Annotated in this window: 9 protein-coding genes; 4 read left to right on the top strand and 5 right to left on the bottom strand. The window is 65.1% G+C overall.

The window, feature by feature from the left end:
- Positions 1-19: 19 nt before the first annotated feature.
- The 4 genes from AAGA68_17420 to AAGA68_17435 form a co-directional block, all read right to left on the bottom strand.
- Positions 20-4,930, bottom strand: coding sequence for a beta-ketoacyl synthase N-terminal-like domain-containing protein (locus AAGA68_17420; protein ID MEM9386844.1), 4,911 nt, complete (start codon positions 4,928-4,930; stop codon positions 20-22).
- A gap of 109 nt (positions 4,931-5,039) precedes the next feature.
- Positions 5,040-11,495 (bottom strand): SDR family oxidoreductase, encoded by a 6,456-nt coding sequence (locus AAGA68_17425; protein ID MEM9386845.1) that lies wholly within the window; start codon positions 11,493-11,495, stop codon positions 5,040-5,042.
- A 57-nt stretch (positions 11,496-11,552) separates the two neighbouring features.
- Positions 11,553-12,122, bottom strand: a complete 570-nt coding sequence (locus tag AAGA68_17430; protein ID MEM9386846.1) for a hypothetical protein — start codon at positions 12,120-12,122, stop codon at positions 11,553-11,555.
- A gap of 380 nt (positions 12,123-12,502) precedes the next feature.
- Positions 12,503-13,678 (bottom strand): tetratricopeptide repeat protein, encoded by a 1,176-nt coding sequence (locus tag AAGA68_17435; GenBank protein ID MEM9386847.1) that lies wholly within the window; start codon positions 13,676-13,678, stop codon positions 12,503-12,505.
- A gap of 404 nt (positions 13,679-14,082) precedes the next feature.
- Between AAGA68_17435 and AAGA68_17440 the strand changes: the two genes are divergently transcribed.
- From AAGA68_17440 to AAGA68_17455, 4 genes are all read left to right on the top strand, one after another.
- Positions 14,083-14,391, top strand: a complete 309-nt coding sequence (locus AAGA68_17440; protein ID MEM9386848.1) for a phosphopantetheine-binding protein — start codon at positions 14,083-14,085, stop codon at positions 14,389-14,391.
- Between the two features lie 206 nt (positions 14,392-14,597).
- Positions 14,598-15,647: an alpha/beta hydrolase gene (locus AAGA68_17445; GenBank protein ID MEM9386849.1), complete on the top strand. Its 1,050-nt coding sequence runs from the start codon at positions 14,598-14,600 to the stop codon at positions 15,645-15,647.
- Positions 15,644-16,459, top strand: a complete 816-nt coding sequence (locus AAGA68_17450) for an SDR family oxidoreductase (protein ID MEM9386850.1) — start codon at positions 15,644-15,646, stop codon at positions 16,457-16,459. Before AAGA68_17445 ends, AAGA68_17450 begins: the two co-directional genes overlap by 4 nt.
- Before the next feature lie 20 nt (positions 16,460-16,479).
- Positions 16,480-17,238 (top strand): SDR family oxidoreductase, encoded by a 759-nt coding sequence (locus AAGA68_17455; GenBank protein ID MEM9386851.1) that lies wholly within the window; start codon positions 16,480-16,482, stop codon positions 17,236-17,238.
- 333 nt (positions 17,239-17,571) lie between these two features.
- Here AAGA68_17455 and AAGA68_17460 read toward each other — a convergent pair whose 3' ends face one another.
- Positions 17,572-20,478 carry an efflux RND transporter periplasmic adaptor subunit gene (locus tag AAGA68_17460; GenBank protein MEM9386852.1) on the bottom strand — a complete coding sequence of 969 codons (2,907 nt, stop codon included), beginning with the start codon at positions 20,476-20,478 and terminating at the stop codon, positions 17,572-17,574.
- Positions 20,479-20,616 lie beyond the last annotated feature (138 nt).

The raw sequence follows: 20,616 nt of genomic DNA on the forward strand, positions 1-20,616 counted from the left end.
TTCTCGTCGTGCGGCGGCATCATGCCGCCAAGGGTGAACCATCGCCACCCCGAACCAGGGCGACGATCTTATCCTCGTGTCGACGCACGCTGACCGCTACGGTGCGCCCGTGGGCGACCACTGTCGCCACCTGCTGCGTCTCATCCACAGTGGCTACCTCGAAGTCGGAGGGTCGACCCTGCAACCCAGTGCCGAAGCTCTTGGCCACGGCCTCCTTGGCACACCAGAGGCGCAGGGCATAGTCTTCGCGCGCATCCATTGGCCGGGACGCCACCAACGCCCGCTCCGCGGCAGTCAAGGCACCGTCGAGGAACGAGCCAAGTTCGACGCGTCCGAGCGTCTCCAGATCAACGCCCACTTCGTGCTGTCCGTGGGTAACCGCTGCCAGGCACATACCGCCCACGTGGGCGAGGGAGACGGCGGGCATCTGAATGTCCAGCCCCGTTGCGTGAACCTGGGGCCGACCCTGCCCGTCGTGGCCGACCGTGATGTCTGCCGGGCATAGGAGCAGACCCTCGGTTTGCGCGAGCCAGTAGCGAACGGCCTCCTTGAGTGCGAGGCGGCCAACGATCCACTCACTCATTTGCTTCGGATTTAGGCGCAGCTCATGCCACTCGGCCCGCTCAGCAGCGCTCAGCACCGTGAAGGCGAGCAGGCGCTTCCAGACGGCACCGGCATCCTCCAAGAACCCATGGGGGAACGCGGGCAGATACCAAACGACAGCGTCGGCCTCGGCCTCCGGGAAGAGTGGCGTCCAGTCCTCACCGAACCAACCCTCGCGCGGGTTCGTTCGCGCCTCATAAAAGCTGTGGGGCACGCGAAAGAAACGGTCGCGCCAGCCGCTGATGCGCAGGACGGCGTGACCTTCGCTGTCGAGACAGTCGAAGCTACCGCCGAGGAAGCGGGCGTTGGAGGCGTCGCCATCGAGGAAGCCGAGGCGACCACGCAGGTAGCAGTCACCCGTGTCCTCGCGATGGGCCTGCAGTAGCTCGATACGGCCGATGCTGGAGGGGAAGGACGAGAAATCCGTGCCTAGACTCTGCGCCAACCAAAAGGCCGTCAGATGGCCGATCGAATCGAGTAGCACGGGATTTAGGAAGAACCCGTTGGCGTGCTCCTCCTCGAAGAAGCCGCCGGTTGGCGTGTTGGCAAGCCGCAGATCCATACCCGTCTCATCGAAGGCCAGGAGGCTCGCTACGGAGTGGAACAGGGGACCGTGGAACATGCCCGTGGTGTAGAGGTCCGCGTCCTCCCACAGGGGCGCACGCGGCGAGCGCAGCGCTTCCACTAGACCACCGTCAGGCAGGGGCGCCTCGGCGAAGATCACCTCGCCCTCCACCAATAGCTGCCCCATCTCATCTTCCAGCCAAGCCCTTACGCGCGCGCCGCTGTTGCCCCGCTTAGCCCGTAGGCGAATCGTGCGCGTCCCCGCATCTACGGCCACCCAGTTGAAGGCTTGGACATTCTCCAGAGCCACCACGAGCGGTTGATCCGTGAGCAGAGCCGCGACTTCCACCAACATTTCAAGGCTCACGCTAAGCGGCGATACGGGCAACGCCATCAGGGACGGATCGAGGTCGGATACGCTGCGCGCATAGAGTACGTGATGACGTAGGAAGCGCTGACGCGCGAGGTCGAAGTCGAACTCGGCCGTCACCTCCGTCTGCGAGTGCGTGAGGATGCGAGAGACAAGGGCACGGCCGGGCGCGGGCGGTTCAACCTGCGGGGCGGCCAGGGCGGGAACATCGGCTTGCACATGCGGGGGCTGGGAGACCGACACGGTGGTGCCCGGAATCGTTCCCCCCAGGGCGTCGAAGACGCGCGTCTGCTGATGGAGGAAGTCCTGCATCAAACCGAGGTGCGCGCGCATTAGGTCGGTGGCCGCATCACCCTCGCCAGCCGTATCAGCCGTATCAGCCGTGGGTGGTGCTAGGGAACGCCCCTCCGGAACAGGGAGCGCCGCCGGCAGGGCCTCGTGGACGGTGGCGGGCAGCTTCGGCACCATCGCCTCGCGCAGCTCGGCCACCGTATCGTCGTCCAAGCGGATGTAGGGCAACGTGTTGGGCACAGGCAATGCGGGCCGCAGCCCCTTGCCCGCGTAATGCTCGGCGTCCGTGCGGCATACCTGGCGCCCGGCGTAGAGGGCTTCCCAGCGCATGGACTGGCCTGCGGCGTAGAGTCGACCGAGCAGCTGCTGCAAGACCTGTAGATCAGGCTTCGAGCGGCTGTTGGCGGAAGCGGCCACGTGCGGTCGGTCGCGCAGAATATCGTCGACAAAGGAGGTGAGGTTGCCGGACGGCCCCACTTCTAAGAAGTGGCGTACGCCGTCCGCGTACAGCTGCTCAACGGTCTCGACGAACTTCACGGTGGACGCCCACTGTACCGCTGCCAGGTGCCGCTTCTGGCCAGCCTCAGCGGGGAAAGGCTCAGCATTCACACAGGAGTACACGGGCACCGCGGGCTCGACGAACTCCACCTCCTGCAGGAAGGACTCGACGGCCTCCGCCACGGGCGAGAAGAGCGGCGTATGGTACGCCCGGTCGAAGGGCAAGAACACGCAAAGGCCACCACGACGGCGAAGCTCCGCGGCCACCTCCTCCATCTTCTCCTGAGAACCGAACAGAACCGTTTGGTTCGCGCAGTTATCGAGCGCCAGGTGCACCTCGCCGTTGGACTGCGCGATGAGCGACTGTACGTCTTCCCTCGGCACAGCCCCAACCGTCAACAACGCCCCGCGGGCCACGGCACCGGCCGCCTCCATGGGTTCGTACATACGGTTGAGGTTGCGGATATGATCGCGCAGCTCGTCCTTGCTCTCGAGACGGATCATGCCCGAAGCCACGAGCGCGCTGTTCTCGCCACTCGAGTGCCCCACCATCACGTCGGCCGTTACCCCGCACGCCTTGAGCAGGTGAAAGATTGCCTGGTTGGCGATGAACATGGACTCGGAACCGATGCGCAACGTGTGCAGCTGCGATGCGAGCCATTCGCGGTTCTCGTCCGTGACGCCGTTGGGAGGCATGAACACGGCGCTGGAGGGTGAGAACTCGCGCTGTCCGGCGAAGATGCCGTCCCAGAAGTCGAACCACTGGCGTACCTGAGGAAACGCGAGAGCGAGCTCACAGAGCATACCGTGGTACTGAGCCCCTTCACCGGGGAACAGGAAAGCGACCTTGCCGCCGAGCGGCTTTGCGCTGAAATACATGCCGCTGCGCGTCTGGAACTGTAATCGACCGCGATCGGCGAGACGCTTTCGCGCGCGGCCGAGCTTGTCGCGCAGATCCTCTATGCTGGTAGCGACGATCGCCAAACGCTGACGACCGCCTTCGCTGCGCTCCGACGCCGTGTAGGCGATGTCGCGCAAGCGCGCGCCTGCCTTATCGCAATCCGCTGCTACCGTCTCCAGCTCGCTCACCAAGGCCTCGCGGTCGTCACCGCTCATGACCACCAACTCGCTCGACCACTCGTAGAGCGCGGAGCCCTCAGCTTCGACGTTACTGTCGAACTCCTCGAGCACGGCGTGGGTATTGATCCCACCGAAACCAAAGGCGTTCACCGCGGCGCGGCGCGGCGCCTCCCCCGCTTGCACCCACGGTCGCGTGTCCGTGTTCACGCAGAACCGCGTTTGCTCGAGTTCGAGCGCAGGGTTTGGATCCTCGCACAAGGTCGGCGGCAAGGTGCGGTGATAGAGCGAAAGCGCCATCTTGATCAACCCGGCCACCCCTGCCGCCGGGATCGTATGGCTAATCATCGACTTCACTGAGCCGATGGCTGCGGATGGCAGACGCCCCTCGCGACCACCGAACACTTCCGTCAGGGCGCCGATTTCAGTCTTGTCGCCGAGGGGTATTCCAGTACCGTGAGCCTCGAGCAAGCCGACGCTCTCCACGGGAACACCGGTTTGGCGGTAGGCGCGCTGCATGGCGAGGATCTCGCCGTCGCGATTCGGGGCAAGCAAGCCTAGGGCTCGCCCGTCACTGGAGTGACCAACGCCCTTCACCACCGCGTAGACCCGGTCGCCGTCGCGGCGAGCATCATCCAGGCGCTTCAACACTACAGCGCCAAGGCCTTCCCCAAGCAGCGTACCGTCGGCCCGAGCGTCGAAGGGTCGCGGGGCGTTGCTATCCGAGAGTGCGCCTAGCTGCGTAAACACCGCGAGCACCTCTGCCGGCATGCTAGCGTTGACGCCGCCGGCGATCATGAGGTCGCTATCGCCACGCCGAAGCTCCTCGATGGCTGCACCCACGGCGAGCAGAGACGAGGCACAGGCGGCATCGATGATGTAGTTCGGCCCCTTTAGATCGAGGCGATTGGCAATACGCCCGGTCATCACGTTAGGTACCAAGCCTGGCGCAATGTCGGCATTGAAGGGGGGTAGCTTGGCGAGCATCTCCTCGCGCAGGCGATCGAAGGCATCATCGGGTGCATCTGGCAGGAGGCCGCGCAGGAGCTCCACGGTCTGATCGACGACGACCCCGTGCTGAACGACGTTCGCATTGCCGCGATGCAGGTAGGTGCTGTGACCGAGAATGACGCCCGTCTTGGTGTGATCCGCCTCGAGATAGCCCGCGTCCACCAGCGCGTCTCGAGCGATCTTCAGGGCTAGGAAGTGATCGGGCTCACCGCCGTCTACGGAGTTGGGCATGATGCCAAACTCGAGGCTGTCAAAGGCGTAGAGATCGCGCAGGAATCCTCCAGCAGTGGTGGAGATCCGATTGCGGTCTGCATCGTCCGGCAGGTAGTGGCGCTCAGCACCCCACTCCGGCAACGGTTCACCGATCGCGCTTACCTGGCCGAGGATGTTCGACCAGAAGTGCTCTAGGTTTCGAGCTCCGGGGAACATGCAAGCCATGCCCACAATGGCGACATCCGCGTTGGCGGTGTTCGCTTCTGGCTCGGCCGTGCCGCCGATCGGATCGTGATCGCTCATCGTATTGCGTGCCTCGCGGTCTCATGGTGGTGATGCCTGTGAGGCGCACGCACCTTGCCGTCTCGTTAGGAACCGGGGCGCAGTACCGCGCAGGCACTGCGCCACCGTGTCAGACGCAGATCTCGCCCTTCCAGGTGCCACCCAGACGATTGAGCGCTGGACTGGACGTGCACTCCAGACGCTCGATGTACAGGCGCAGCCGACCGTCCTGGTCGACGAAAGCGACATCGGCCCGCACCTGATGGGGCGGGCGCTCCGGATACACTAGGAAGTGCATACGCGACGGCCCGAGCGATCCCTCACCAAAGCGCCGTACGCGGCCGAAGCGACTTGGCAGAGCGGACTCCGCCTCCATGGCGTGGGCCCAAAGCAGACCCATCTGGGCAGCCGCATCGGTCCAGCCTGGATCAAACAACCAGCCATTGGACGCCCGTACTTGCGGCAGCCACTCGCTTGGCTCGCTCGCCTGCACTTCAGCCAAGGCCCCGTGGGCATCGATCCCCGCTAGGCGGGTAACAGTCTGGAAACAGGGACCGTGGAACAGGCGCTCCTGATAGGCTTGGCGCGCCGACACCGGCGACGCCGCCGGGTGCAGGACAGACTGGTATGCCGTGGGTTCAGGGACCTCGCTGGCCAGGCGAACGATGCCGCGGTAGTGCGGCGGTCCGGCCAGCCCCGCCGTACGCAGCTCCAGAGCCACCTCGAAGTCGGCATCCCCGCTCTCAGTCACGGGCCGGCTGACCAGCACTTGAGCGTCGAAGCCACCGTCATCTAGGCGCAAACCGCGCATCACCCGCAGATCCACCACCTCGGTGACGTAGCGATTCGGCCATAGGCTGCCAGCGCATTCGGCGAACAGCTCGACCGCGACCGCAGCGGGTAGCACCGGAATGTCATCTAGCAGGTGCTCGGCGAGATAGTGGTCCAGGCCCGTGTGGATTCGTCGGTACAGCAGCACCCCGCCCTCGCTGGACGTCGACTGCATGCCCGCCAGCAGTGGCCACTTCGGGCCCTCCCCGGTCACGGCCTGGATCAGCGGCGTAGCGCTTTCGGCTCGCCAGGCGCCCGCATCTAGCTCGTGCTGCTCCCAGGGACCCTCGCCAAACACCACTTCCACATCTTCCAAGGGGGCGTGCACGATCTCGTCGAAGAAAGCGGCGGCACCGCCCGCAGCAGGCACCAGGCGCACCCCGCGCGACTCAAACTTACGTCGCGTCTCGGGCGTGACCATCCCCTGGCCGTGCCGGCTGCCCTCCCAGGGCCCCCAGTTCATGGCGGATACCTTCACCCGCCCGTGCCACAGGGCGTGCAGTTGGCACGCCATGCGGTTGAGTAACTCGTTTGCCGTAGCGTAGTCCGTCTGCCCACTGTTGCCGTAGCGACCGGCCACCGAAGTAAAGAGCGCGAAGAACTTCAGCGTATCCGTACGCAAGCGCCGGGCGAGGAGAAAGGCGCTATCGACCTTCGTGTCGAAGACGCGAGCGAAGCTGTCGGGCGTTTTGTCCGCGAGGAGCTTGTCCTCGAGGATACCGGCGCCATGTACGACGCCATCGACGCGGCCGAAACGAGCGTACAGGTCGTCTAGCGTCGATGCGACCTGCGCCTCGTCCCGGACGTCGCAAACGCGATACTCGACGGTGGCCCCCAGGGCTTGAAAGTCAGCGAGGTTGGCTAAGATTTCCCGATCCTGCAGGATCGATTGGACTCGCCGATTCACATCGACCGGCCGCAGGGCTTCACCGCTTGCTTGGGCCTCTCGCAGGAGCTGACCACGCAGTGCATTCGCGTCCAGTCCCTCGTAGGCCGCTGGGGTCGCCTCGGGCAACGGTTTGCGGCCAGCCAGCACCAAGGTAGCTCCGGTGGCTGCGATCGTCCGCAGCACTTCTGCCGTCACCCCGCGGGCACCGCCTGTAGCGAACACGATCCAATCCGCGCAAGGCAAGCGCAGGGGACTGGGCGCTTCGCTGCGCTGTACCGGCACAGCAACGGATCGGAACACGTGGCGAACCCCGCCGGGGTATCCCGTCTCGATCCGCCCACCGGGCAAGCGCAGCTCCGTCAGCAGCGTGGTCGCCAACTCATCGATCGGTCGAGCAGGATCCAGATCGACCACCTTGAGCTGTGCCTCAGGCCATTCCTCGCCTACAGACTTTATGAGGCCCACGACGCCCCCCTGGGGCGCGACACCGCCGATCCGATCCTGGCCACGGCCGAAGCGACCACCGAGCGCTGTACCGGCGACTACCCGGCCGCCCTGCGACAGCTCCGCCCCGCCGGCGCGAAGCAGCTGAGCAAAGGCCTTCTCCGTCCACCCGGTGACCGTGCCAAACCCCTCCAATGAGGTACTCCCCAACGCCAGTACGGGCGCCGACAGGCACGCGGTGTGGATCACACCGCGAAGTGGACCATGCTCGGCTTGTACCTGCGCGAGCCACGCTTCGAACGCAGTCTCATCGACGGCCGCCGGAATGTCCCAGTAGGCGACTGCAACACCAGGCTCCGCCTGTAGCTGAGCCTCGACGGCGTCGGCCACCTGCGCCGATAAGCCGCTATGCCGTGTAATCACGAAGAGGCCAGCGGCAAGCGGATCGACCGTCACCCCACTAACACCCTCCGGCTGCGCCTGAACGATGAACCGGGGCAGAGCGGCGCAGCCCGCTTCCTCCGCCCCGGTCAACTCAAAAGGGGCTGCAGCAGCCTCCTTCTGCGTTGCACCTGCGCTTAGCCAGTCGATCATGCCCTGCAGCGTGGTCTGACCGTTTAGTGCCTCGGTGACCTCGTCCTCCCGGCCTCCGACGAGCGCCGCCGGGAGTTGCTTGGTCAGGGCGCCGACGATCTCAACTCGCTTGATCGAGTCGATGCCGAGATCGGCCTCCAGGTTCTGGTCGAGGCCGAGCATGCTCTGCGGGTAACCCGTGCGCTCTTCCACGATGCCGAGCAGCAAGCTCTTGACCGACTCCGGGTCGCCACTGCCCGCTGCGGCGGCTGTCGCCGGCGCAGGTGTCGGAGCTGGCGTTGGCGTTGGTGCCGGTGTAGGCGGCGGTGGGGGCACGGCCGCGACGGGCGCAGGGACGGGTGCGGGTGCGGGTGCGGGAACGGGCGCTGGGGCGGGAGCGACTACGGCTGCTGGCGCGGGCACCTCCACCGGCGCCGCAGTCGGGGCAGGCGCCGCGACCTGGGGCACCACCGGTGCAGCCACCCGTCGCACGCGCGGTGCCGCGCGCCGAGCCGCAAGCAACGCTCCGCCTTCGCGAGACGCCGCAGGCGTGCCGGTCAGGTAGGCGGTCATCACGCTCTCCTGCGTAGCCAGGAACTGGCGCATCGTGTCTTGGTAGAGCGCGAGCACGGACTCCCGCTCACCTTCTAAGGGCGCGTAGTAATCCTGCGCCGGCGGTGCATCACCGCTTCCGGGTCGTTCAGACACGGTTGTCTCCTTGTGCAATGGTTGTTCTGGTCGAGAGGTCAGAGGGCTAGCTACCGGGTGGGCGGTCGCCGTGGCGACGCCCGGGAATGTCGCCGCTCCAGGTGCCTGCGCGGGGGCGGGGGTGGGAGCAGTCGACGGGGAAGTTGGCGTGGGGGCAGTCGTGCTCGGCGCCGGCGCCGACGCGGCGGACGTGCCTGTCATGACTGGAGGCGAGCTCGAGCTGAGCGCTGATTGGCGATCGGCGACTTCCTCAACGGTCAGCGGCTGGCGCGGCGCGTCGAGGGCGCGGCGTGCGGCACTGCCGTTGAGCATCCAGATGTGCGGCCCAATCTCCTGCTCGCGCGATGCAGACGCGAGGTTCGCTAGATCGATCTCGCGGCACTCTCGCTGTGCGAACAGCGGGCTAACATCCAGCTTAACGCCCTGGGTAAGCAAGGTACCAACACCCTGCACCAATCCTTTCAGACCACCCTCGTGATCATCGATACGCACAACGCAATGCTCGCGACCCTCGAGGATCTGATCGATTAAGCTCGCCTGCACGTTCTTTGGTCCCAGACCGACGAAGACCCGTGCGCCATCCCGGTACATGGCCTCAACCTCGGCCACGAACTCAACCGGTGAGCCGAGGTGCTCCGCGAGGATCCGGCGAATACCCTCGGGGCTGCGCTCGTGCGGCCTCGCAGTGGTGTTCGAGTAAACGGGGAAATCCGGCACGCGGAACGGTACCTGCGCCATGAAGTTGGCCAGTTCGGTAGCGGCCGGCGAGACAAAGGGCGAATGGAAGGCCGCCCCCACTTTGAGCGGCTTAGCGTCGAAGCCTGCCTCGAGCAAGCGCTCGACGGCGGCGCCAATCGACTCACGCGAACCTGAGAGGATGCTCTGCTTGGGCGCGTTGTGATTAGCCACCAGGACGTCGGTGTAATCCTGGGCGATCTGCTCGACATCGCCCCTGTCAGCCTGCACGGCCGCCATGGTGCCGAGATCGCGCCCTTTCGCGGCCTCGACAATAAAGCGACCACGGGCTTCGGAGAGGCGGATAAAGGACTCGAGATCGACAACGCCAGCCGCGTAGAGGGCGGCGTACTCGCCGTAGCTGTGACCGGCCGCCATATCGGGTTTGAGGCCGAAGCGCTGTAGAAGTTGCCACAGACCCGCCTCGACCACGCCTAGAGCCGGCTGGGCGATCTCCGGACGCATCAGGGTGCCGACCGCCTCCTGCTCCTCCTGCGGCGACAACAAGGCTTGCGTGTAGATGAGCCGCGACAAGCGGCTGCCGGGCACCGCCCGCTCGATCTCGTCGGCGAGCCATTGATCCGCACCCTTGAGAACCTGCGCGATCTCCGGGAAGGCAAGCGCCACCTCGCGCAACATGTTCGGGTACTGCGACCCTTGGCCGGCGAACATAACCGCTAACTGACCGCGACCAGCGAGCGGGCTGGCCGTGAACGCAGCCTGCGGCGGCAACGGGGCCCGCTCGGGGGCTCGAACATGCGCCAGCAGCATACGTAGGAAAGTAGGCAGATCGTCGCCGGCCCGTGCGACGAGGGTCGCCACTCGATCGCCTGGCGTGTACTGACGAGCGAGCGAGTAAGCCAGGTCACGCAGGGTCGGCTGGGCACCGGCTTCGAGCTGTGCCGCCACCTGCTCGATGCGCTCGCCCACTTCGTGCACGCCAGAACCTGAGAAGATCAGTAGCTCCGCGGGCCACGCGTCGCGAAGGGCTGCCCCCTCGTGCGCAGGTCGCTCCGCTGCGTGCTCCTCGAGGGTGACGTGGAAGTTGGTGCCACCAAATCCAAACGCGCTGACCCCAGCCCGTCGCGGCCCATCGCTCACCCAAGGCTGCGCTTGATCGACGATGGTCAAGGGGCTATCGGCATCCGCGATGCGGGAGTTGGCCTTCTCCACATTCGCATGCGGAGGAAGCACCTTGTGATACAGGGCGAGGGAGGTCTTGATCAGCCCGGCGACGCCGGCCGAGGCTTTGGTGTGCCCGATCATGGTTTTGACCGAACCGATCACGGATTGCTTCGGCTTGGCCCCGTGCTCGCCGAGCAAGCGGGTCACGGTTTCAAGCTCAGCCGTATCGCCGGCGACGGTACCCGTGCCGTGGGCTTCAAATAGTCCGACGCTCTGCGGGGAGTAACCGGCTGCGTCGTAGGCGCGCTCTAGGGCGCGGATCTGACCGTCCGGGTGCGGTGCCGTCATGCTGCGCGCGCGACCGTCACTCGATCCCCCTACGCCCTTGATCACAGCGTAGATCCGGTCGCCGTCGCGCTCCGCGTCCTCGACGCGCTTGAGCACGAGCATCGCGATCCCCTCGGAGATGACGATGCCATCAGCAGACGTGTCGAAGGTACGACAGCGCCCGCGCGGACTTAGCGCCTGAGTTTTCGAGAAACACAGGTATCCGAACGGACCTTGCACCGTGTCGACGCCGCCGGCGACAGCAAGGTCGCTGCGGCCCGCCTCTAGTTCGCTCACCGCCTGATAGACGGCCGTGAGCGAAGAGGCGCAGGCAGAATCGACGATGTAGTTCAGGCCACCGAAGTCAAAGCGATTCGCGGCGCGGCCGGCAGCCACGTTCAGCAAGATTCCCGCGAAGCTGTCCTCGGTCCAACTCGGCAGGCGCTGGGCAGTTTCACCATCGAGCGCGCCCGCGAATCGCGGCAGCTCTGACCGGACGGCATACTGAGCGCCCACATCACCGGCGCCGCCGCTCGCGCCGAGAATGATCGACGCCCGCTCGCGGTCGAATTCACGCTCACCGTAGCCAGCGTCCTCGAGGGCCTGACGTACCACCTCAAGAGTCATGAGCTGAAGCGGATCGACGGCCTTGATGGCGTTCGGCGGAATGCCGTACTTGAGAGGATCGAAGGGCATGTCCGGCAGGAAGCCGCCCCACTTGGAGTAAATCTTGTCCGGCGCGTTGCGATCTGCATCGAAGTACAGTCGCCAGTCCCAGCGGTGAGGGGGGATCTCGGTGATCGCGTCTACGCGATCGAGGATGTTCTCCCAGTACTCCCGCGCGCTGCGCGCACCGGGCAGCGCCGCACCGATTCCGATGATGGCAACATCGGCTGGCCGTTGTTGCCGCCTTCCGCGCGGGGACTGCGCTTCCGCTCGCGTCTGTTCGTCCATTCGGCTGTCTCCGGACATGCTCAACTCACCCCGTCGATCGGGAGTCTTTTTGTTCTCTTATTTTGCGCTGTTAGGCTTCTTCGGATCGTCGACGCGAACCTTCTTCAGTTCGCGCTCGAGCTCAGCCACGCGACCTTCGAGGGCCTTTACCTGGCGGCCTAAGGCAGGGTTGTCGCCGCCGCCGGCCGCTCCACCGCGGCGGGCCGCTTTCGCACCCTTGGCACCTTTTCCACCCTTGGCGCCAGCGCCGCCCATCTTCTCGCGCAGCTGCGGGAAGCGCTCCATGAGCTTCTCTCGCTGCTGAGGGTTCTTCATGGCCTTCATGAGCTTGGCGCGCTTGTCGCCGCCGGCTTTCGCGCCCATCTTACCGCCAGCCTTGGCCCCCATCTTGCCGCCCATTTTGCCCATCTTGGCGCCGGCCTTGGCGCCGGCTTTGGCGCCGCCGTCGGCGCGCTGTTGCATGATTTGGCGCAGCTTCGCGCGACGATCACCGCCCTCGCCACCGCCAGCCCCAGCACCAGGGCCTGCCGCAGCGGGCTTGCGGTTCCCGGGGCCGCGCCGCTCGCGCAAAGCTTTCAGTTTCTCGCGGCGCTGATCCGCCGACTCGTTCGCATTGGTCTCTGCCATGGGTATGTGCTCCTGGCGTTGTCGTATGTCAGCGGCGCGCCGCCGGCGTTAGCTGTGTGAGCGCCGAGACCGCCCCCGGGGCTGCCTGCTCGTGCCACCACCCGGTCGCGGCGGACATCGGCACGAGGTATGGGTTGACGCTTCAGTCACCAGGCCGCCACCGTCGATCTCTGTCGTCTCGAGTGGGCTGCGTGGGCGTATCGGTTCGTTCGTGAATCTAGCCGATGTACGCGGACAATCTCGCCCTGTTGCGTCGATCCTACGCGACGGGGTACCCGCAGCGTCGCCGTCACCTGTCGCAGTTCCTGAAGCTGCGCCGAAGCCGACGCACCGCTCACCCGCTCACCTGGTTGTTGTTGTTTCTTGTTCGTTGCGCAGACCTAGCTGCCAGCACCACCGCGCTTGCGAAGGCGTAGCGCGCGCCGCTTGCGACGCTTTTGCTGCGGCTTTTCTCGGGACTGTTCGCGGTCTTCCACGCGTTCGGCGGTGACCTTTGCGAAGGCATCCCGGTAGGCCTGCGCTTTCGCCTTCACATCTCGCGATGACGATTTGACCTTCTCTAACTCGGGGTACTTCTCCGCCAGGTCTTCGCCGTGCAGCATGGCCGCTTCATATTCTTCTACGGCTTCCTGGTGATGCCCCTGCGCAAAGTGGACGTCCCCGATCATGACATGGATGGTGACGGAGTCGCTCTTATGTTTGACCATCTGCCTCAACAGCGACAGGGCCTCGTCGTACTTCTCACTCGACTGCAGCGTGCGGGCGAGCTGCATCTTTGCGGCAGGCATCTGAGGGTTCAATCGTACCGCCTCGCGCAGCGCCTGCTCAGCGGCAGCGTTGTCGCCGAGTTCGCGTTGTGCCATACCGAGCCAGAAATGCCCTAACGGGTTGTCCGCCTGCAGCTTGACCACGTGCTCAAAGGCGTCTCGAGCGGCCCCGTGATCAGACTTCTTCATGTGCAGGCGACCGAGCTGGTAGTGCCCAGCCCAGAGGTCGGCCTTGCTGCGCACAGCGTGCTGCAGCTCGCCGATTGCCGCTTCATCCTCGCCCTGTTTCTGCTTGATGTTGGCAATCAGCAGGCGGGCAGCAGTCAGTTGTGGGTTGAGGCGCAGCGCCTCGCGCAGGGCCTTTTCTGCAGGCTCGTAGCGCTCTTCCTTTGCATATAGCTGACCTGCGCGCACCTGCGCGCTGGTGAGCTTCGGGTCGAGCTTGAGCGCTTGCTCGTACTCGCCGAGGGCACCGGCGGAGTCCCCAAGCTTGAGTCGCGCATTGCCGCTCAGCATATGGGCCGGTGCGAGCTTCTCGTCGATGGTGACGGCTGACTGATAGTGCTTGAGCGCACCCTCGAAGTTGCCTTGCTTGTAGTAGACGTTGCCGATGGCGACGTGCGCCGGGGCAAGGTTTGGATTCTGCTCGATGACCGCTTCGTACTCGGCCAGGGCGTCGTCGTAGCGCTCCGCCTGCATATGAGCCTTGCCGAGCTCCATATGCGCTTTGACGCCGCGACCGAGTCGTCGGGCCTTGGGAGTCCACTCTCCCGAGGAAGAAGTAGCCATCCAATTGACCTCTATTCGTTTATGTTGCCTCCCGAACGGCCGTGCGTGGAGCCGCACACACCGTCCGGAGCGCTTGTAGTTCGGCGGTGAAGGAAAGTGAGTGTGCGCGCTCTGCTGCGCCACGTCAATTGCACTGATCGCGTTTTCCGCACGAGTTCGTAGTAGAGCTATCACACGGCCTTACGTCGTGTTAACTCGTTGTTAATGAGCGACTCTTTGCGAGTTTATGAGCGTTTTTGTCGCACTCGTTTTTGTGCGAACTGATTCGTTGACAACCCAAATCCGAGCGTGGATGATTCGCGATGCACTGCGATAGGAAGTCTTGCGGACGGCCCGTTGTCGTTACCGCGCGACAAGCCCGTCAGCACGCGTTCAAACCCATCACTCCTTGAGTTCTAAGGACTATGTCAAACAACGAAATGACCGCAGCACAGGGCAGCGACGACGTCGAGAATGGCGTCATCTCAGTGATCAACGAAATGGTGTCCGACTGGGACCTGGACAACGTTTCTGCCATCTCGCCGGGCACCAGCCTGATGGGAGATCTCGAGTTCGAATCGATCGATATCGTACAGCTCGCCGTACATCTAGAGCAGCACTTTGAGCAGAGCGGCCTGCCCTTCGAGCAGCTGTTCATGCGCGATGGGGACTACGTCGACGACCTGACGATCCAGGAGATCGCCGGGTTCTTACGCGACAAGCTCGCCAGCTGATCGTTCGCAGTGCCCCGGCCGATGGCCGGGGCGCTGCGCCGACTGGCTTCCGGCAGCGCCGTCGCTGCGCGCACCGGGCCTCGGGTCGGTCTCGAGGAGCCTGCGTGCACGTAGGTGAGGTCTAGCCCTCGGCGGGGTTCCCGACGGGCGCGGGACCGCCACCAGCCCGGCGTCGCCCCTAAGGCGCGCTCAGCAGAGAGTACGTGATGCCCAACCTGGTCGTCGGCAACCAGCCCACCATCCATTTCCAGCGCGCAGGTGCTGGCGAGACCATTGTGCTAATCCACGGTCTGGGCGCCAACCTCGCTTTCTGGTTCATGAGCGTAGGGCGCGTGTTGGCACGCGACTACCATATCGTCTGCTACGACCTGCGCGGACACGGCGGGAGCGACATGCCTCGCCACGATTACCTGCTGCCGCACATGGTAGAGGACCTCAATGGCCTGCTCGATCACCTGGAGATCGAGAGGGCCCACATCGTCGGTCACAGCTTCGGCGCTCGCGTGGCCCTAGCCCACGCCGTACTCGCGCCGCACCGCCAAGCGACGCTCACGATCGCCGATACTCAGGCGAAGTGCCTGCAGGGCCCGATGCGTCTGCGCGAGTGGCCGCACTGGCCTCGGTGGAAGCGCGAACTCGTGGATATGGGTCACCGAGGGCTTCCCGACGACGAGGAAATCATCACCTTCGAGCTGCTGAAGCACTTTAACGACCTGTCTTCCGGCTTCGCTCACGGCGCCCTCGCCAGTGGCTCCCCGGCAGCCCTCACCGAGGACACGCAGCTCCCGGCGCCGCTGAACAAGAAGCGCGCAGCGCGTCGCGCGGCGGCCGCCGGCGCACGCGGCGCCGGCAAAGGCGCCCCCTCCCTACGCCGTCGCGACATGGGGCGTAAGGGAGCCGCGCGCTGGACGGAACTCATGGAGCAGACGAGCGCCAAGGCGGAATTCGCCGATGAACAGCCGCTGACCCGGGAGGCCATCGCGCGAATCCGCGTGCCGACCCTCGCCATGTACGGCGCGCTCTCGCACTGCATTCCATCCTGTCGACAGCTTGAGAAGCTCATTCCGCGTACGCACGTCGCCATCGTGCCGGAAGCCGGCCACTTTCACCCAGCGGTCAAACCACGACGCTTTGTGAAGCTGCTGGATCACTTCCTGCGTGAGCATCCGGGTGCAAGCGCAGCCCAAGCCCTGCCGGTCGGACGCAAACGCGCGGCTGCGATCGCCGCTCGCGCTCGCCAAACCGGCCTACGATGATCGACAGCGCCGAGGCACCCGTTGCTGTGGTCACCGGTGGCAGCAGCGGGATCGGCCAGGCGGTGGCGGTCGCCTTAGCGACAGACGGCTGGAGAGTCGCCGTCGTCGGTCGCTCCATGGAGCGACTCACCCAAAGCCTCACCCTGATTGGCGCAGCGAGCGCGCAGGCGCGCCAGCCCTTTGAACCCCTAGGCCTGCCCTTCAACGTCGCCAAAGATGTGGACATGCGGGCCATGGCGGACCGAACCGTGGACGCCTTCGGACGCATCGACCTCCTCGTGGCCAGTGCCGGCCTGGGCAAGCGAGCAGACACAAAGCGTGTAATGCCCCACCCCACCGCCGAGTTGCCCCTCAGCGAGTGGGAGGAGGTGATCAACGTCAACCTGCGCGGCATCTTCTTGAGCAACCGCGCGGTACTGCCGACCATGCGCGCGCAGGGACGCGGCCAGATCATCAATGTCGGCTCATCTACAACCCCGCAAGGACTGCGTGGCACCCCCTTCGGCCCCGCGTACTGCGCCTCGAAGTTCGGCATGGTCGGCCTAACGGAAGTGATCGCTCAAGAGGAAGAGCGCCACGGTGTCCGCGCCCAGGTCATTTTCCCCGGCCCGGTCGAAACGCCGCTGGTGGATCAGACCATTTTGGCACGACCCTTCGGCGGCGCCGTAAAGGCCGAGCACTTTGCAGACGCGGTGGTGTTCCTGGCCCGACACCCAGTCGACGGTGTGCTGGTGCACCCCCACCTATTGCCGTTTCGTGGCTACTTCGAGCAAGCTGCCGCCAAGCAGCGCCCGCCCGCCACCCAACAATAGCAATGATCACGGAGCCCGCTATGAGTCATCCCCTGAGCGATCGAGTCGTCATCATCACCGGCGCCGGCAGCGGCATTGGCCGCGCGTGCGCTCACATCTGCGCCTCCCAAGGGGCCCGTTTAGCACTCGTAGATCTGCGCGATGACGGCCTCAACGAAGTGAAGGGCGAACTCCTAGGCGCGGGTGTCAGCGAGTCCAACCTGCTCACCATGGCGGCCAGCATTCGAGACGAGGCCGACATGCAGCGGATGGCCGAGCAAACCATCGCTCGCTTCGAGCGAATCGATGCCCTCGTCGCCTGCGCGGGCATCTTGCGCGTGGGAAGCGAGCTGAAGACCGTCGCAGACACCACCCTTGAGGCATGGAACACCATCGTCGAGACCAACCTTACCGGCACGTTCCTCAGTAACCGCGCCGTACTGCCAGCGATGATGGAACAGCGCGAAGGTGACATCATCAACATCTCCTCCACCTCTGGTCTCAAGGGGCGCCCTTTCGACGGCTCGTACTGCGCGAGCAAATTCGGCATCGTGGGGCTGACTGAATCGCTGGCGGAAGAGGTCAGCCGCTACGGCATTCGAGTGCAGACTGTTCTGCCCGACGCTGTTGCTACACCGCTGTGGGACCAGAACGGACCCGGTGCCCTGAAGCCCGCTCAGACCTTGCCCGCTGAGCGCGTCGGCGAATTCATCGCCTACCTGCTCGCCATGCCGCGCGACACCTACCTGATGAACCCGGTCATCGCCCCGTTCAAGGCAAAGAAAAGGCGCAAAGGCTAGGGGCGCGGGCACCAAGGGAGAACCCGCTAAGCTCCGCCAGGCTGACTGAAGCTACTCCGAGACTGCCGCTACGGACTCGCTGAGGGTCTCGAGCGGAGTAGAAGTCAGGAGCGAACAGCTGAGCGTATCCGCCGCCCAGCTAGCTTTGCCGCCAGGTGCAGGCAGGACCGGCACTAGCGCAATCCTCACGGCCTGCGCAAGGAGGCGCGGCGCGGCGCACGCGCCTGCGCCCCGCGGCCGCTTTGGCAGTTTGGACAGGTCAGAGCGCCACGCCCGCGGCGCGAGCATTTCGCGGCGGCCCGACAACACAGGACCTCGCACCCTGAGCCCGCATCAGGGGAGCCAGGACCACATTTCGACTAGGAAAAACCGCACGATGGCTCGGGAGAAGGCCTCGATCACCGTCTTCTGCTCTCCCTGCACCTTGCCGAAACCCGTCATGCCCGTCTTGAGCAGGCCGTCCTCGTTCGGGATCACCGTGGTAACGATCACCACCTCACCCGCTTCTTCCTCCTCCACGGCCGTAGAGATATCCACGATCTCACCCTCGAAGGTGCGATTCGGATACGAGTAGAACTTCACCAAGGTCGAGCCCCCTACGCCGATCTCAGAGACGTCGGACTGGGGGATCTTGAACTGGACGCGGACGGACTCGGCATTCTCGACCGTGGCGAAGAACTCGCCCTTATCTAGGAACCTGCCTTCCTTGTCCTCGAGATTCAGGGTGACCACTCGGCCATCGAAGGGCATACGCAGTTCCGTACGTTCGAGCTGCCCCTGGTAGTAGGAGAGTTCTTCCCGCAGGCCGGAAAGACGTGCCTCCGCGGCCTCGATCTCCTTCGGGTGCGCAGGCGTACTCACACGAGTCAGGTTGGCCTCTTCCTCGGCGACCTGCGCCCGATCGACGTCGCGCTTCTTCACCGCCTCCTGATACTCGTCTTTGGAGACAAAGCCCTCATCGCTGAGTTTTTTGAGGCGATCCACCTCTTCTGCGCTGAATTGCAGCTGCACGCGCGCGGTCTCTAGCTCCTGGCGAGCCAGGCGCACGTCTTCCGGACGAGGTCGTGCGATCAACTCCTCGAGCACTGCTTGCTGCTCGGCAATGCTGGCATTGGTGGTCGATACCTTACGTTGTTCTTCGGCGTTAGTGATGCGGGCGATAATCTCTTCTGCAGCCACGTACTGACCGCCGCTCACGTACACTTCCTCGACAATGCCCGAGATCTCCGAATGCACGTCGCGCTGTTGCGACGGCATGATCCGCACAGGCCCGCCGGGCTGAATGTTGTAGGGCAGAACAGCGATCACGCCGAGCACGGCGATCAGTATCCAGCCTACCAGCGGGTTGGACTTCGGCTTACTATCCGATCGCCCGCCGCCGCCGGCCGCTGCTGCGCCCGCCCCTGGTGCGCTGACAGCACCGGCACCGCCTGGCACTGCGCCGGGCGCGGCTCCGCCGCCCCCCATCATCGGGCCCGGCAGCGCGGGGACCCCGCCACCGCGACGCTGGGCGAGCGCCGAGCGAACGCGCTCAGCGCGCTGTTCCGCTTTCCACTCCTCAACACGCGCCTTCTGCTGGCGAATCTGCCCGCGAAGGTGCAGCACGATGTAGAGCATCAAGGCGAGGAAGATAGCGACGCCCGTGCCCTGATACTCGGTCTCGAGCCATTGTGCCGCGATGAACAGCACGATCCCGATGACGATGAGTACGAAGAGCATGGAGCCCGCCGCGTAGGCACGAAGGGCACGCTCGGAGTCAGGATCAGTCTCCTCGCCGGGGACCTTCTTACCGCGAATCTTCGCCATCAGCGCACGGTTGGCGCGCTTGCGCAGATCCGGAATCTGCAGAATCGCGGCCAGCACGTGATACCCGTCGTTGTTACGGGCGAGCGGGTTGGAGCTGAAGATCAAGGAGATCACGGAGACCACCGAGAGCAAGATAGCGCCGGTCGAGATCAACGTACCGTCGCCGCGCGTGCCCCACCAAGTCACTACCCCGATGCCGAAGAGCACGAGCCGCGCCAGGATCGGGCCACCGTAGAGCCACAGTATGTCCCGTCGCGTGAACCAGGAGATTCCACGTACGGCCGTGTAGAACCGCGGGATCAGCCCAAGGAACATCCGAATACCGAACTTGTAGGCTTCGCCGCCCAAGCCGGCGCCAATCACCCCGCGAGAGATCTCGGTAACTAGATTTACCGTCAGGAAGCTAAAGATCAGGCGCAGCACCAGGGGAATGCCGCCGCGCTCGCGTGCCACATCCTGCGCGAATACGTCGTAGTTGCTGAGCACTGTCGCCAAACCGATGCCAGCGATCAGGGGCAGCAGCATGAAGATGATCCGGAAGGGCATCAGCGTGGAGGCGATGAAACGGAACAGGCCCTGAGGGCGGAACAGCGTGAACGCTATACGTTTCTCGTCCGCCTCGAAGGCCGCCCAGGGACCATCGCCCTCCTTCGCAGCACCGGGCCCTAGGGGAATCTCGTAGGCGCCACCGTCGCCATCACCGGGCCCGCCGCCGCCACCGCCGAAGGCACCAGCCCGCGCGCCGCCGCCGAAGCGTCCGCCGCCCCCGAAGCCACCGCCCCCCTCTAGCGACGCGGCTCCCCCCATGCCACCCCGAGCACCGCGACCGCGGCCGCGGCGCCGGCCGCCCGGGCCGCCGCCGAGACCGAAGTCATCACCGAGCATGCCGGCCAGTTCGTCCTCGTCGAGGCCATCGCCTGAGACCTCGCTGCGGAGCATGGCTTCATAATCCGCCCCGCTCGCGTCGTCCGCCGATGCTATAGGCCGGGCTCGCCCGCGCGGGCCACCGGCGCCACCGCGACGACGCCCGCCCCGCTCTGCGCCAGCGCCGACGGGCACTACCGCATCGGGATCCATCTCGAGTGCCGGGCTGTCGGGGACGGTCTGACCATCGATCGTACGATCCACCCAGGCGCCGCCGTTTCGCAGCAAGCCCCACTCGTCCACCATGGCGATGAACAGACGCAGCTGCTCCGGCGTGATGCGCTGGCCGAAGCGCTGCTCGAACAGATGGATCGTCATTTCCGCGCCGGAGCGCCCGTCCATACAGCGAAGAAGGAAGTAGTCTTCCTGACTAAACTCGAACAGCTCGCCGCTGGCGAGATCGGTGACCAGGAACCCACCGCCGTCGGCGACGCGCGCCCGCGTTATCTGCAGGTCATCGCGCATCGACGGCCAGGGAGCGGCGGCCGTTTCTTTTTCTTGGTTTAGCAAACGCTGAGCCTCGAGCTTGGTCTGAGAGTGTCAGGGCGCAATCGCAGGCGCCGCCGATTGTTGTAATCCTGGTGGGCGGCTTGATGCCGCGAAGCAACATCCTGACGAGACAGGATGGAAAGTATCCCCTGTGATCGC

Source organism: Pseudomonadota bacterium, from assembly GCA_039193195.1.
Classification (GTDB): Bacteria; Pseudomonadota; Gammaproteobacteria; order Steroidobacterales; family JBCBZW01; genus JBCBZW01.

Coding starts and splice junctions, on each gene's coding strand:
- AAGA68_17420 (MEM9386844.1), bottom strand. CDS start 4,930: ATGAGCGATCACGATCCGATCGGCGGCACGGCCGAGCCAGAAGCGAAC.
- AAGA68_17425 (MEM9386845.1), bottom strand. CDS start 11,495: ATGGACGAACAGACGCGAGCGGAAGCGCAGTCCCCGCGCGGAAGGCGG.
- AAGA68_17430 (MEM9386846.1), bottom strand. CDS start 12,122: ATGGCAGAGACCAATGCGAACGAGTCGGCGGATCAGCGCCGCGAGAAA.
- AAGA68_17435 (MEM9386847.1), bottom strand. CDS start 13,678: ATGGCTACTTCTTCCTCGGGAGAGTGGACTCCCAAGGCCCGACGACTC.
- AAGA68_17440 (MEM9386848.1), top strand. CDS start 14,083: ATGTCAAACAACGAAATGACCGCAGCACAGGGCAGCGACGACGTCGAG.
- AAGA68_17445 (MEM9386849.1), top strand. CDS start 14,598: ATGCCCAACCTGGTCGTCGGCAACCAGCCCACCATCCATTTCCAGCGC.
- AAGA68_17450 (MEM9386850.1), top strand. CDS start 15,644: ATGATCGACAGCGCCGAGGCACCCGTTGCTGTGGTCACCGGTGGCAGC.
- AAGA68_17455 (MEM9386851.1), top strand. CDS start 16,480: ATGAGTCATCCCCTGAGCGATCGAGTCGTCATCATCACCGGCGCCGGC.